Source organism: Pseudomonas sp. SG20056, assembly GCF_031764535.1.
Lineage (GTDB): Bacteria > Pseudomonadota > Gammaproteobacteria > Pseudomonadales > Pseudomonadaceae > Aquipseudomonas.
Genome location: NZ_CP134499.1, coordinates 4,087,311 through 4,100,900, shown reverse-complemented (window position 1 = coordinate 4,100,900; position 13,590 = coordinate 4,087,311). Strand labels below are relative to the sequence as shown.

At 57.0% G+C, this 13,590-nt stretch carries 12 protein-coding genes; 9 read left to right on the top strand and 3 right to left on the bottom strand.

The genetic code is table 11. The annotated features are described in order from the left end of the window. Positions 1–16: 16 nt before the first annotated feature. Genes RHP75_RS19385 through RHP75_RS19375 form a run of 3 tightly spaced genes read right to left on the bottom strand, consistent with a single transcriptional unit; the run spans position 17 to position 3,698 of the window. Positions 17–1,612, bottom strand: coding sequence for a GMC family oxidoreductase (locus RHP75_RS19385; RefSeq protein ID WP_311089631.1), 1,596 nt, complete (start codon positions 1,610–1,612; stop codon positions 17–19). Between the two features lie 43 nt (positions 1,613–1,655). Further along, on the bottom strand, positions 1,656–2,201 hold the full coding sequence (locus RHP75_RS19380) for a twin-arginine translocation pathway signal protein (protein WP_311089629.1): 546 nt from the start codon (positions 2,199–2,201) through the stop codon (positions 1,656–1,658). A gap of 54 nt (positions 2,202–2,255) precedes the next feature. Then, on the bottom strand, positions 2,256–3,698 hold the full coding sequence (locus tag RHP75_RS19375) for a coniferyl aldehyde dehydrogenase (RefSeq protein ID WP_311089628.1): 1,443 nt from the start codon (positions 3,696–3,698) through the stop codon (positions 2,256–2,258). A 236-nt stretch (positions 3,699–3,934) separates the two neighbouring features. Here RHP75_RS19375 and RHP75_RS19370 point away from each other — a divergent pair, with 236 nt between their 5' ends. The 9 genes from RHP75_RS19370 to RHP75_RS19330 all read left to right on the top strand — a co-directional run bounded on the left by RHP75_RS19370 (position 3,935) and on the right by RHP75_RS19330 (position 13,587). Beyond that, positions 3,935–4,594 (top strand): TetR/AcrR family transcriptional regulator, encoded by a 660-nt coding sequence (locus RHP75_RS19370; RefSeq protein ID WP_311089627.1) that lies wholly within the window; start codon positions 3,935–3,937, stop codon positions 4,592–4,594. Between the two features lie 178 nt (positions 4,595–4,772). Continuing rightward, a complete protein-coding gene (locus RHP75_RS19365; protein WP_311089626.1) occupies positions 4,773–6,065 on the top strand; it encodes an HlyD family efflux transporter periplasmic adaptor subunit in 1,293 nt (430 codons plus the stop codon). A gap of 65 nt (positions 6,066–6,130) precedes the next feature. Beyond that, entirely contained in the window at positions 6,131–6,319 is a 189-nt protein-coding gene (locus RHP75_RS19360) for a LuxR C-terminal-related transcriptional regulator (RefSeq protein ID WP_160013618.1), read from the top strand. A 48-nt stretch (positions 6,320–6,367) separates the two neighbouring features. Then, complete coding sequence (locus RHP75_RS19355) at positions 6,368–7,336, top strand: pitrilysin family protein (protein ID WP_311089625.1); 969 nt, start codon at positions 6,368–6,370, stop codon at positions 7,334–7,336. Between the two features lie 223 nt (positions 7,337–7,559). After that, complete coding sequence (locus tag RHP75_RS19350) at positions 7,560–7,988, top strand: hypothetical protein (protein WP_311089624.1); 429 nt, start codon at positions 7,560–7,562, stop codon at positions 7,986–7,988. 376 nt (positions 7,989–8,364) lie between these two features. After that, complete coding sequence (locus RHP75_RS19345) at positions 8,365–8,622, top strand: hypothetical protein (protein WP_311089623.1); 258 nt, start codon at positions 8,365–8,367, stop codon at positions 8,620–8,622. 369 nt (positions 8,623–8,991) lie between these two features. Next, positions 8,992–10,143, top strand: a complete 1,152-nt coding sequence (locus RHP75_RS19340) for a JmjC domain-containing protein (RefSeq protein WP_311089622.1) — start codon at positions 8,992–8,994, stop codon at positions 10,141–10,143. Positions 10,144–10,180: 37 nt separating this feature from the next. Further along, entirely contained in the window at positions 10,181–12,268 is a 2,088-nt protein-coding gene (locus RHP75_RS19335; protein ID WP_311089621.1) for a peptidase domain-containing ABC transporter, read from the top strand. Then, positions 12,268–13,587 carry a TolC family outer membrane protein gene (locus tag RHP75_RS19330; protein ID WP_311089620.1) on the top strand — a complete coding sequence of 440 codons (1,320 nt, stop codon included), beginning with the start codon at positions 12,268–12,270 and terminating at the stop codon, positions 13,585–13,587. Before RHP75_RS19335 ends, RHP75_RS19330 begins: the two co-directional genes overlap by 1 nt. Positions 13,588–13,590: the final 3 nt, after the last annotated feature.

Sequence of the window (13,590 nt, the reverse complement as noted above, 5' to 3'; positions counted from 1 at the left end):
CGTGAATACCTCGCTATCAGGCGGTCTTAAGGCGCTCGGCGAGTTTGCTCGCGAGTTTGGCGGTTAGGCCGTAGATCGACAGCTGCGGGTTGGCGCCGATGCTGGTGGGGAACAGCGAGCCGTCATGGATCGACAGGTTGCTCAGCTGATGGTGACGACCCAGGCTGTCGGTAACGGCTTGTTGCGGGTCTTCACCCATGGCGCAACCGCCCATGACGTGGGCACTGCCCAGGCGGGTGCGGTACAGCTCCAGGCTGAGGTTGTCGATCAGGCTCTTGGCCTCAGCCAGGGTTTTCACGTAACCGGCGTCGGCATGCAGCGGCAGCACCGCCTTGGCTCCAGCGGCAAACTGGATTTCGGCCATGCTGTGGAAAGCACGACGTACGCCATCCCAGGTGTAATCGGTCATCTGGTAGTCGAGCACCGGGCTGCCGTCACCGCGCAGTTCCACGCGGCCTTCGGCGCTCTCCGGGTGGAAGCCGTCGCGCAGCAGGGCGAGCATCACGTTGGTGTTGGGTAGCTGTTCCATGCGCATGGCGTTGTCGATACCAAAGCGGCCGAGCAGGGTGGCAGTCAGCGCCGGTTGCAGCGGCGGCACTTCGAGCTTGTAGGAGAGGCGCCCGGCGGTGCCGTCATCCCACTGGAAATGGTCGGAGTAGATCGACTGCGGTGCACCGTAGAACGGGTTGATCACCTGCTCGAAAAGGGCTGCAGAGAAGTTCACTAGGTGCAGGTAGGTGCGTTTGCCGGTGCGCTTATGCGGGTCCGGTGCATTCGAGCGCAGGAGAATCCCGGGCGTGTTGATGCCGCCGCCGGAGAGGACGTAATGCTTGGCCTTGACCGTGATCTTGCGGCCAGTGGGCGCAACGCTGCGCTCATCCATGCCGAGGCATTCGATGCCTGTGACCTGTTCGCCGTCGATCAGCAGGCGCTCGGCGCGGGCCAGGTAGAGCAACTCGCCGCCTTTATCCAGGGTGGCCGGAATGGTGGTGACCAGCATCGACTGCTTGGCGTTGGTCGGGCAGCCCATGCCGCAATAGCCAAGGTTCCAGCAGCCGCGGACGTTGCGCGGAATCGTCTGCCACTCGTAGCCAAGCTTGTCGCAGCCGCTGCTGATCACCGCGTTGTTGGCGTTCGGCGGTACGGGCCAGGGCGCGACACCGAGGCGCTGCTCCATCTGCTCGAACCAGGGCGCCATTTCCTCGGGGCTGTGGCCTTTGACGCCGTGCTCCTTGGCCCAGTGCTCCAGGGTTGGCGCGGGCGTGCGAAAGCTTGAGGTCCAGTTGATCAGCGTGGTACCGCCCACGGCGCGGCCTTGCATGATGGTGATTGCGCCGTCCTTACTCATGCGGCCGATGCCTTCCTGGTAAAGGCTGGCGTAGGCCTTGTCTTCGAGCATCTTGAAGTCGTCGCTGGTCTTCAGCGGGCCTTCCTCGATCAGCAGCACCTTGAAGCCGGCGGCGCTGAGAGTCTCCGCCGTGGTGCCGCCACCTGCGCCGCTGCCGACGATGGCCACGTCGGCTTCCAGGGTCAGATCGCTGTCCAGGCGTGAGCCGTTGTAAGTCTTCCAGCCACGGGCCAGGCCTTCTTTGAAGCTGTCGGGTACAGGCATTTAGGGTGCTCTCAGGCGAATTCTTATTAGAGATGACGCAAGATCAGACTGTAGGTGGTCCGGGGTAGCCGCAATGCGCCCACGACTCTGCTCGGCTATACCAGCTCATCATCACCAGTTGCAGCAGCGAAGCGTGGCCCATCTTCAGCAGGCCGATCGAGCTGTTCTGCCAGCGCTCGAGAAACGCCTGCACATCGGCCGGTGACGCATTTTCCCAACTGCCCCAGACGCCGGTCAGCGGGCCACGGGTGATCGGCAGGGCCAGCACGTCAAACAGCTGCACGGTGAGCTTGAGCATCTCCGGCGACAGGTGGTTGAGGCTGTAATCAAGACTGGCGATGGTGCCACTAACGGCCTGGGACATCTGCGCCGGGGGCACCGCTCCGGCGAGCATCACCGGAATCAGGGCTTGGAGAAACGCCAGGTCGGTTTCGCGAATCACGGCAAAGCCGGCTTTCGGTGTACTGGCCGAACAGCCGCTGAGGGTAGCCGTCAGCCCGGCCGTACCGAGCAGTGCGGTGCCGAGCAGGCCGACCTTGAGCATGCTGCGCCGCGACAGGGCCGGCGCGTCAAACGTGGTGTTGTGCATTTATTGTTATCACCGGATCAGGCCGTTGCCCTGGCAAGCCAGGGCAGGGTGGGGTTAGCGAACGAACAGCTTGTACACCAGCTTTTGCAGGGCTTTGCCGTAAGGCGGGTAGATCATCTTGGCGGCGTTGAAGCGCTGCTTGATAAACACGCCCTTGGCCTTGCTGAAAGTCAGGAAGCCTTCATGACCGTGGTAATGCCCCATGCCGGACGGGCCGACGCCGCCGAACGGCATGTCGTCCTGGGCCACATGCAGCAGGGTGTCGTTAAGGCACACGCCGCCGGAGTGGGTCTCGTGCAGCACGCGCTGCTGCTCGGTCTTGTCGTAGCCGAAGTAGTACAGCGCCAGCGGCCGGTCACGCTCGTTGATAAAGGCGAAGGCGTCTTCCAGTGTGTTGTAGGGGATGATCGGCAGCAGTGGGCCGAAAATCTCGTCCTGCATCACCTTCATCTCATCGCTCACGTTGAGCAGCACAGCCTGCGGCATGCGCCGGCCCTGGGCCTCGGGATACAGAGGAATGATGGTCGCGCCTTTGCTCTCGGCATCTTGCAGGTAGCTGTTCAGACGCAGCAGCTGGCGTTCGTTGATGATTGCGGTGTAGTCCGGGTTGTCCGCCAGCGCCGGGTAGAAGCCCTGCACTGCATTGCGGTAAGCCTCGACAAAGCTATCGACGCGGTCTTTCGGTACCAGCACGTAATCCGGGGCGACGCAGGTCTGGCCGGCGTTCATGGTCTTGCCGAAGGCGATACGTTCGGCGGCATCGCTCAGCGGTACGTCGGCGCTGACAATGGCCGGTGACTTGCCACCCAGCTCCAGGGTGACCGGCGTCAGGTTGTCGGCAGCGGCGCGCATCACGTGCTTGCCGATGCTGGTGGCGCCGGTGAACAGCAGGTGATCGAACGGCAGTTTGGAGAAGGCCATGCCGACTTCCGCCTCACCGAGGACCACGCTGACCAGGTCTTCCGGGAACACCTTGGCCAGCAGCTCCTTGACCAGCTGCGAGGTGGCCGGTGTCGATTCGCTCATCTTGATCATCACCCGGTTACCGGCCGACAGCGCGCCAACCAGTGGGCCGATGGCGAGGAACAGCGGGTAGTTCCACGGCACGATCACCCCAACCACACCCAGTGGCTGGTAGATGACCTTGGCTGAGGCCGGCATAAATTGCATGCCGACACTGCGCCGCGAAGGCTTCATCCATTTCTTGATGCGCTTGGTGGCGTAGTGGATGCCATGCAGGCTGGGCATCAGTTCGGCGAGCAGGGTTTCATCGGCGCTGCGGTTGCTGAAATCCTGGGAGATGGCGCGAATCAGTGCTTCCCGCTCGTTGCTGAGCAGGTCGCGCAGGGCGTTGAGCCACTGGATGCGCTGCTTGGCCGAGGGCATTGGGTTGGACTTGAAGGCCTGGCGCTGCCGGGCAAAGCTCTGCTGCAACTGGCTGAGCTGTTGTTGGCTGTTGTGCAGGCTTTGTTCAAGGTAAGCGACGTCGGCGACCATGTTATTGCTCCTCGGCATTCCAGCGGTGCAGTGCGTCAGATTGGCTGAGGCCGCTGCAGGAAAGGTGTGCTGGATTTTTAGAGCAATTGCTCTAATCTGTCAAATAGGATGCCGTGGTCAGCCGACGGACGCAGCCGATCAAACAGTTGGTGCAGCGTGTTAATTGCCGAGCGGGTAACACTCCGGCTGTTTCTGCGTGTACCTTTGCCGGGCTTTTGAGTTGAGATCGAGCCGTTATGTCAGTCCCACTGAAAACCCGCGAACGCATCATTCAGGAAAGCCTGGCGCTGTTTAATGCGCAGGGCGAGCGCAGTGTCACCACCAACCATATCGCCGCGCACCTGGGGATTTCACCGGGCAACCTGTACTACCACTTCCGTAACAAGCAGGCGATCATCGCCGAGCTGTTTGCCCTCTATGAAAGCCAGGTGGACACCTTTTTGCGCCGCCCTGAAGGTCGTGCCTTGACGGTGCAGGACAAGACCTTCTACCTCGAAGCCCTGCTGGCAGCGATGTGGCATTACCGCTTTCTGCACCGTGACCTGGAGCACCTGCTCGACAGTGACCCGGCCCTGGCCGAGCGCTACCGGCTGTTCGCCCAGCGCTGCCTGAGGCAGGCGCAGAACATCTATCAGGGCTTTGTCGAGGCCGGCATCCTGCTGATGGATGCAGCGCAGATCGAGGCGCTGACCCTCAACAGCTGGATCGTCATGACCTCCTGGGTGCGCTTTCTCTGCACCACCCGCGGCAACCCCGGCGACCTCAGCCAAGAGATGCTACGCCGTGGCATCTACCAGGTGCTGACGCTGGAGGGCGGCTATATCGCCCCGCAAGCGCGCGAGGCTGTAGAGGCGCTGTACGCCAAGCTGCATGTACCGCTGGATCAGGTGATCTAACTAGTGCTGAGAACTGCCGGCATTGGGTGCGATGGAATGACACTTTCTTTACATATTTTGTTATCACTCGATCAGGCCTAAAGATATAAATAGGTTCTATTTGTTTTTGAGATGCATTATCGTGCGCGCCGCGTCGTAGAGCGCTCCAATAGCGATAATTCACAAAAAGCCTTTACCAATGTCTACCTCTTCAACGGATGAAGTCCCCCTGTTTCGCCCTGAGGCGCTGGCCGCCAAAGGTGCACAGCGTTTCGGTAATGTCCTTATTCACCAGCCCTGGGGCTATAGCTTGGCCGCCATCCTTGCGGGTGTATTGGTTCTTCTAGTTGTTACGTTTGCTTTTTTCGGCACCTACACCCGCAAAGCTACGATCAACGGTCTGCTCATGCCAGAGAGGGGTATGTTGCGTTTGACAGCTCCTGGTCCTGGCATTCTTAGCGATGTCCGGGTTGTCGAGGGGCGGTCGGTCGAGGCTGGGGAGGCGTTGTTCATTCTTTCTGGCGAGCGGCTTTCCGCAGCAGGGGGAACCCAGAAGCTGATTTCGCAGCAACTGAGCCAGCGTTTGCTTTTGCTGGAGCGCAATCGCTCATTGGCGGATGAGCGTCTGGCAGGGCAGTTGCGCATGCTTGATAGTCGTCTGGCAACCATCGCTAGTGAACTGTCTCAGTTCCGCGAAGAGGTACGTCTGCTCGAGCGCCGTGGGGAACTGGCCAATGCCCATCTGGGGAGGCAGCAGGAGCTGGTCGATGCGGGGTTTATCTCTGTCGCTCAACTGCAACAAGCTGAGGCAGAGCTACTGACCCTACAAGGTCAACAACAAAGTATTCAGCGTGCCCGTGCCAGTTTACAGCGAGAGCGTACCGAATTGATGGCTCAACGCCAGGATGTTGAGTTGCGCCATCGCAGCGAAATGAGCGAAATCGACAACGGAATTGCGCTGATCAGGCAGGAACAGGCGGAAAGCGATGTGCGTGCTGAATTGGTCAGCGTCGCCCCCTTTGCTGGAACGTTGACGGGGCTGAGTGTTCAGCCAGGTCAGCAGGTGGCAGCTGGTGCATTGCTGGCCAGTCTGATTCCGCAAGGCGCTACCTTGACTGCCCATCTTTATGCCGCACCACGGCAAGCGGGTTTTATTGAGCCAGGACAGCCTGTCCTGATGCGCTACGCAGCCTACCCCTATCAGAAGTTCGGCATGGCCCGTGGACGGGTGGTCGATGTAGCGAAAAGCCCGTATGCGGCGCAGGAGTTGCCTGCGCATATCGTCAGCGCCATTCAGGCTGTGGGGGCGCCCAGCGAGCTGTTCTATCGTGTCACGGTCGCGCTCGACTCGCCAAGCATGGATGTCTATGGCCATGCACAGCTACTGCAGGCCGGCATGCTGTTGGAAGCAGATGTCGTACAGGATAAGCGCAGGCTCTACGAGTGGGCGTTGGAACCGCTGTATTCCGTCACGGGGAAAATGCTGGAGTGAAGGGTTCACTCCAGATCAATACATGTGAAGCAAATAACTAGAAGAAAGAATGGAGTGGTGTAAGCATGACGAAGCGAGAACGGGAAGTTCTGCATCTGTTGGCCATGGGGAAAACCAACAAACAAATCGCGCTCGAGCTGAATATCAGTGATTTTACCGTGCGCGATCATGTCTCCTCGCTGCTGCGCAAGCAGGGCGTCACTAGCCGCATGCAGCTGATTGCCATGCAGGCCCAGCAACTTGGGGTGGTATAGCTGCCCCCTACATATGTCGGGTTTTCGGTCATCACATGCGCAACTAGTATGCGCGTCGCTTGGTATAGGCCAGCTCGAATTGATATTTATCTAGGTAGCCGCTGGCATCTGTATTTCTATAGGTCATTTATGTTGAATACGCGGTATTTCATGCTGGCGTGGGCTTTGCTGTGCTGCGGAGTTACGCCGCTCATGGCGGATAACCGGGCGCCCGAACGAGTTGGCGAGCTAGACGGCGTGAGCGAATATCGTTTGGCCAACGGTTTGCGTGCGATTCTGGCGCCTGATGCCAAGAGCACGGCTATTGCCTTCAACATGATTTATCTCACGGGCTCCCTTGCTGCCCCGCAAGGCCAAGGTGGTACCGCGCATCTGCTATTCAAGGGCACAGTGACGGTACCGGGGGCGCAACTGGTCGAAGGGCTTAGCCGGCGTGGCATCAAGTTCAACGCTACCACCAGTTTTGATCGCGCCCGTTATATGGCCTTCCTAGCCGCCGATGCCGACAAGCTGCACCATCTGTTGGCACTTGAGGCTGATCGCATGTTCAACGCGCGGTTCTATCAGGCGGACCTGCAGGCCGAAGTCGAAGTGGTATTGCGTGAGCTGGAGCTGGCCCAGGACAATCCGCTTGGTGCATTAGGGCAGCAGATGTTTGCTGCCGCCACGCCGGGGCAGGGCTTTGGCCGGCCCGTGCTGGTTTCGCGGGGGGGGCTGACGAATATCGGCGTGGAACAGTTGCGTGCGTTCTACCGGGAGCACTATCGCCCCGACAATGCGGTAATCGTGATTACCGGCAAATTCGAGAGCCAGCTAACGCCGGCCGCAATCGAGCAACATTTTGCCCCTTTGGTAGTGGTGGCCGGCGCCGAGAAAAAACGGCTACCTGCTGTTCCCGTGCTGGATAAACCAGTAACCACCCAACTCAAACTTGGCAGCACCGAGTGGCTGGCGCTCGCTTATCCGCTGCCAGGTGCCTCCGAGTCCGGCCAATATTGCGCTGGCAGCATTGCCTGACATGTTGGCTGGCGAACCCCGCGGTCGGCTGTACCAAGCGCTGGTTGTGCCAGGGCAGGCGAGCGGCGCCTATCCATGGCAAGGCTAATGCCGAGCAGACCGGCGTCTACATTGGTCAGTTGCACTATCAGGTCAACAGCAAGAAGGTCGATAGCGCCGCCCTGTATATATAGCCGAGCACTTGCTGGGGCGTAATCAGATGGTCTCTCGCTTGAGCAGATGTGTGCGCGAGCAGGAGGGTCTTACTTATGGCATCAAGTCCTCTATGAAAATTGCCACCTTCGATGACGCCAGTTGGCTGATGATTCAAGCCAGCTACCCTCTGGGCGATGGTCCCAGAGTTGCTGGCATGATCAAGGAAGAGCTGCAAAGGTTAATTGAGGGCGGTATTACCGAGCAAGAACTGGACTGCGCCAAGCAGACCATTCTGCATGAGCGGCAGCTGACCGTTGCCCAGGAGCAGAGTGTTCTTTCATGGTTGCCGCGCCGGCTATATGAAGGCCTCACCATGCAGTCTTGGGTGGAGCGTAATAATGCATTCGCGGCGGTAGCTGTCGAGCAAGTTAATGCAGTGATGCTGCGTTACTTTAGTTTGGATAACCTCGTTGAAGTGCTGGCTGATGTAGAGGGGCTTGGGAGTAGCGCCGTCTAACTATTCGCGCATGATGATGTTGGGTGTGGTGAGATAGGGTAAGTGTTTTAGTATGTTAATTTCTGTAGTTGGATTATGTGTTTGGCTGTTTTGTATGTTTAGGTTGGTCATTCTGTGTATATAGATTTGCAATTCACCTCAGGGTCTTAGAGGGTAGTAATTTTAATTTTTAAGTGGCTCTTGGTGTTAAGGGCGTTTTTATTGGCATATCCCCCCCCCCCCCCCCCCCCCCCCCCCTACAGATATAGGGTGGAGTTTAAGTATAAATGTGGCAGAATTTTATTGTGCATCGTTAAAGCTTGGGTTGCAGTGAAGTGTGATCTTGGTTTTCTGTGCTGTTAATGTATTGGGATTTATTTTTTAATTGGAGATAGTTATGAGAGAGCTGAGCCTTGTTGATTTGGAGGTTGTTTCTGGTGGGGCTGATTGGGGTGAGGTTGGTGCGGGTTTAGCTAGCGTAGCCCTTTCTGTTGCTATTGTCTCAACACCAGTCGGATTGGTAGGGTTGGGCGCAGCTGGTGCTTTGGCATATACAGGGGGGGTAGCCATTGGTGATGGGCTTATTGAAGGGGATGCATTCAAAGATGGTACTAACTACGATGGTACTAACTGCGATGGTACTAACTACAATTAGATTTCGTTTTGAGACAAGTTAAAGGGCTTCTCTGGTTGTTTACGGTGATTTAAATATGATGTCGATGTCGCTGTTTATAGTTGGTGCTGGTGTTGTTGTGCTTTCTATTTTTGCAGTTAAGCTTGGCTGTTTCTCTAGGTCAAAGGAAGCGGCTGGTCTTGGGTTTTGGCTTGCAGTATCAGGCGCTATAGTCGCAGGTGTTTGTGCTTTTTTGAGTAGAGAAATTATCTAAGGACTTCAGTTTGACTTGATCAAGCGCCTTGCATCTGTAGGGCGCATTTTTATGATGGTTGTGTGATTTTTAGTTGTCAGGATTATTGGTGTTAGTTTGGTTGGGGTAGATATAAAAATAGTATTTGGGGGTTAATGATGATTCGATTTGATTTTTCTGGCGATGTTTTTTCTAGCCAATACGAAGAGGTTAAGCCGTTTCTTCTAAAGGGGGCTGTGGATGTAGGTGATTTTGCTTGGGGTGACGCCAATGAAATATTTGAAAGGGCTAATGTTTTTTCCAATGATTTTAAGTTGTCCTGCGACGGTATCCGCCCCAAAAAAGAATATGTCGAAAGCTATCTAGATATAGGCACTCTGCGGCACCGTCTGATCAAGCCGGTGGTCTACGACTACCTGAAAAATGGTGCCACGCTTATCGCCAATAAGCTTGCGAACGAGCCAAAGGTGGATGCGCTGGCCAGGCAAATCGCTGAGTTTACCGGGCGGCAGACGGTAACCAGTGCCTATGCTGCCTTTGGCGAGCGTGATTCATTCCGCGCGCATTGGGATACCCGTGATGTATTCGTTATTCAGTTGATAGGTCGCAAACGCTGGATCGTTTACGAGCCGTCGTTCGAGTCGCCTCTGTATATGCAGCAAAGTAAGGATGTCGAGCAATTATACCCCTGTCCGAAAGAGCCCTATATGGACTTTATTCTGGAGGCGGGCGATGTCTTCTATCTGCCGCGCGGCTGGTGGCATAATCCGTTGCCGATTGGTGAGGAGACTTTTCATCTGGCTGTGGGGACCTTTCCGGCCTATACCACCGATTATATGGAGTGGGCATTTCGTCAATTGCCGAGTTTTATCGGGGCGAGAAAGTCGCTCAGCGCTTGGGGAGCGGATAAGGAAAATATTGCAGCCGTGGGTCGGTATATTGATGAATTTATCAATGATCCCGACAACTATCGGCGCTTTATGGATGAGTTTATCGGTGCAACTCGTGTCGCGTCGCCCTTGGCTGTCGAACTGTTTGGCAATCCCAATACGGGAACTATTCCGGACAGTACCCGTATTCGCCTGAGCGCCAATAAGCCATATGGTCTTGCCGATAATTACCTGATCGCCAATGGCACCAAACTGAATCTGGACGAAACCGGTGTGCGGTTGATCCGCTGTATCGCGGAGTCTCCCGCAATCAGTCTGGGCGAGTTGGTCGGCAGGCTGGCCGATATCGATGCGGACAAGCTGCGGGTATTGGTGCATGAGCTGTGCCGGCAGGACGTTCTTGAAGCGCTCCGTCACTGAATACCCAACCCTCGTTTACCTAATCGAATAATCCTCAATGAGAGTAACGCTCCAAGCGGAAAGCCAGGAGTGCGGTTTGGCCTGCCTGGTAATGGTGGCTGCCGCCCACGGTTTGCATCTGGATTTGGCCACTCTGCGCCGGCGCTTTTCCATTTCAATTAAAGGCACCAACCTGGCGCAGTTGATGCGCTATGCGCAGGTGCTGGAGTTTTCCTGCCGGCCGTTGCGGCTGGAACTGGATGAGCTATGCAAGCTGCGCACGCCCTGCATCCTGCACTGGAACCTCAACCACTTCGTGGTGCTGGAAAAGGTACGCGGTGACCGGCTGGTGATTCTCGACCCAGCCACGGGGCGCAAAGTGATCGCGCTGGATGAAGCGTCTCGGCATTTCACCGGTGTGGCATTGGAGCTGACGCCCAATGCGGCCTTTCGCCCCGCGCAGGAAAAACCTCGTTTGCGTCTGCGTGATCTGACCGGCAGGGTGCTGGGGCTCAAGCGCGCGCTGGGCAATATTTTTGTGCTGGCTTTGGCGTTGGAGGTGGTGGCGCTGCTGTCGCCCCAGGTGACCCAGTGGGTGGTGGATGGTGCGTTGGTGTCGGCGGATCATCACCTGCTTTTGCTGGCGGTGCTTGGTGGCTGCCTGCTGATGTTGATCGACTTCGTGCTGCGTATGGCCCGTGGTTGGATGAACCTGCGGCTGAACCAGCAGCTGGCCTTGCAGTGGTCAGGCAATCTGTTCAGCCATCTGCTGCGCTTGCCCTTTCCCTATTTTGAAAAGCGCCATCTGGGCGATATCACTGCGCGTTTTCAGTCCTTGGGGGCCATCCGAAATGTATTGACCAACGGTGCCATTACCGTGGTGCTGGATGGTCTGGTGACCCTGATCACCCTGGGCATGATGCTTCTTTACAGCAAGGCGTTGACCGGCATTGTGCTGGTTGCTTTGGCGCTTTACGGCCTGTTGCGTTTGGCGTTCTACCAGCCGCTGCGCAATGCCTCGGAGGAGCGCATTGTCCTGGCAGCCAAGGAAAACTCCTATTTCTTGGAAACCATCCGTGCGGTATTGCCGCTCAAGTTGTTCAACGCGACGCCCCTGCGTTTGGCGACCTGGCAGAACCTGATGGCTGATGTGCAAAACCGTGACGTGGCCACGCAGAAGATGCTGTTGGTCTTCGCCAGCTTTAATACTCTGATTTTCGGTCTTGAGGGCATGTTGCTGCTGTATGTCGGTGGCATGGCGGTGCTGGAAGGGGCTCTGTCGCTTGGCATGCTGCTTGCCTTTATCGCCTACAAGAGCCAGTTCACTGGCCGCGCAAGCAAACTGATCGACCTGGGCATCGAGATCAGGATGCTTTCGCTGCATGCTGAGCGTCTGGCCGATATCGCTTTGGAGCCCACCGAGCCGGAAAGTGGCATGGAGACTGATCTGGAGCGTATTGAACCGCGTATCGAGTTGAAGGATGTGTCTTTTCGCTATGCCGAGGGGGAGCCCTGGGTGCTGCGTAACCTGTCGTTGAGCATTGAACCGGGCGATGCGGTGGCCATCGTCGGGCGCTCGGGTTGCGGCAAGTCCACTCTATTCAAGTTGATGCTGGGTCTGTTGGAGCCCACGGAAGGGGCGATCCGCGTTGGTGGTATTCCCATCAGGCAGCTTGGGCCTGAGGCATTGCGTGGCCTGGTCGGTGCGGTAATGCAGGAAGATCAGCTATTGGCCGGCTCGCTTGCGGAAAACATTGCCTGTTTCGACCCTCAGGCGTGTCAGGAGCGAGTAGAGGATGCCGCACGGAAAGCGCATATCCATAAGGCCATTGGGCGTATGCCTATGGGCTATCAGACCCTAGTGGCGGAAATGGGCAGTGGCCTTTCCGGTGGCCAGAGGCAACGTGTGTTGCTGGCACGTGCGCTGTACAAGCAGCCGAAGATCCTGGCGTTGGATGAGGCTACCAGCAATCTTGATCTGCACAGCGAGCAGCATGTGGTCGGTGCCATGCACCATCTTCCCATGACCCGCATCACTATTGCCCATCGACGAGAAACCATCGCCTTTGCCAAGCGCCTGATCTGCCTGGACAAGGGTTCGATAGTCGAGGACGTGCGCCTTGATCAGAAGCAGGCCAGTGCCTGATGTCGAGCAAAAAGCGGTTGCGATGGTTGGGCGTGGCTGTGCTGTGTTGTGCTTTTAGTATGCGGTTACAGGCTACCGATTTGGTGCAGGCCTATCGCGAGGCCTTACAGCATGATGCGCAATTTGCTGCGGCCCAGGCGCAGTACCAGGCCGGTATTGAACAGCATATACAGCGTCGTGCGGGGCTTTTACCGCAGCTGTCGGTGGATGTGCAGAACACGTGGAACCAGACCCAATATGAAGTCGCGAGCGGGGATGTTGAGTACCGGCAGCAGAATCGCACGTATAGCATCCAGCTCGCTCAGCCACTTTTTCGCTGGCAAAACTGGGTGCAATACCAGCAGGGTCGTCAGCTGACAGCGCTGGCCGCTAGCCGCCAAAGCATCGCCTATCAGGAGTTGGTATTACGGGTGGCCGAGGCCTACTTCAACGTACTTAATGCTGAGGATGTATTGGGCGCTGTTATGCAGTTGCGTGCCGCCGATGCAGAACAACTTGCCAGTGCGCGTAAGAGCTTTGAGATTGGCAATGTCAGCATCGCTGATGTGCATGAGGCTCAGGCGAGTTTTGACAGAGTGCAGGCGCAAACCATCAAGGCCCAAAGTGACTTGGAGCTGGCTAGACATGCCCTAGCCCGTGTGATGGGGCGACAACCTGAGCATTTGCTAAGGCTGCGTCCCGGAATTGTTCTTGAGGTACCGCAGCCGAATAGGGTTGAGGATTGGGTCGAGGCGGCTATACAGCGTAATTTCAGCGTACAAGCTCAGGAGCTTTCGCTGTATATCGCCGGTAATGAAGTACGTAGTCGCCAAGCCGAACATCTACCGACGCTTGATTTGGTGGCGAGTCAGAATATGAACGAGCGCCCCAGCCTGGGGACCGAACGGAGTGAGTCATCCAGTGTGGGATTGCGTCTAAGCATGCCTTTATACGGCGGCGGTCGCACCAGTTCGTCTGTGCGTGAAGCCCAGTCGTTAAAAATTCAGGCCGAAGCTGAGTTAGAAGATGCCAGGCGAGCTGCGGCCTTTGCAGCTCGCGAAGCCTGGTTGGGTGTTGCTGGTGGTATTGCGCAGATTCAGGCATTGGAGGCAGCCATGCGCTCGGCGCAGTCTGCTGTTGATTCTAATCGCCTTGGCTACAAGGTCGGTGTACGCATCAGCATTGATGTTCTAGAGGTGCAGAGTCAGCTCAGTGATACCCAGCAGCAACTATCCCGAGCGCGTTACGACACTATGCTGTCCTTATTGCGCCTGAAAGCTGCGGCTGGTTCGTTAGGTGACGCGGATATACGTGAAGTGAACGCACTACTGAGCGAGTGAGTT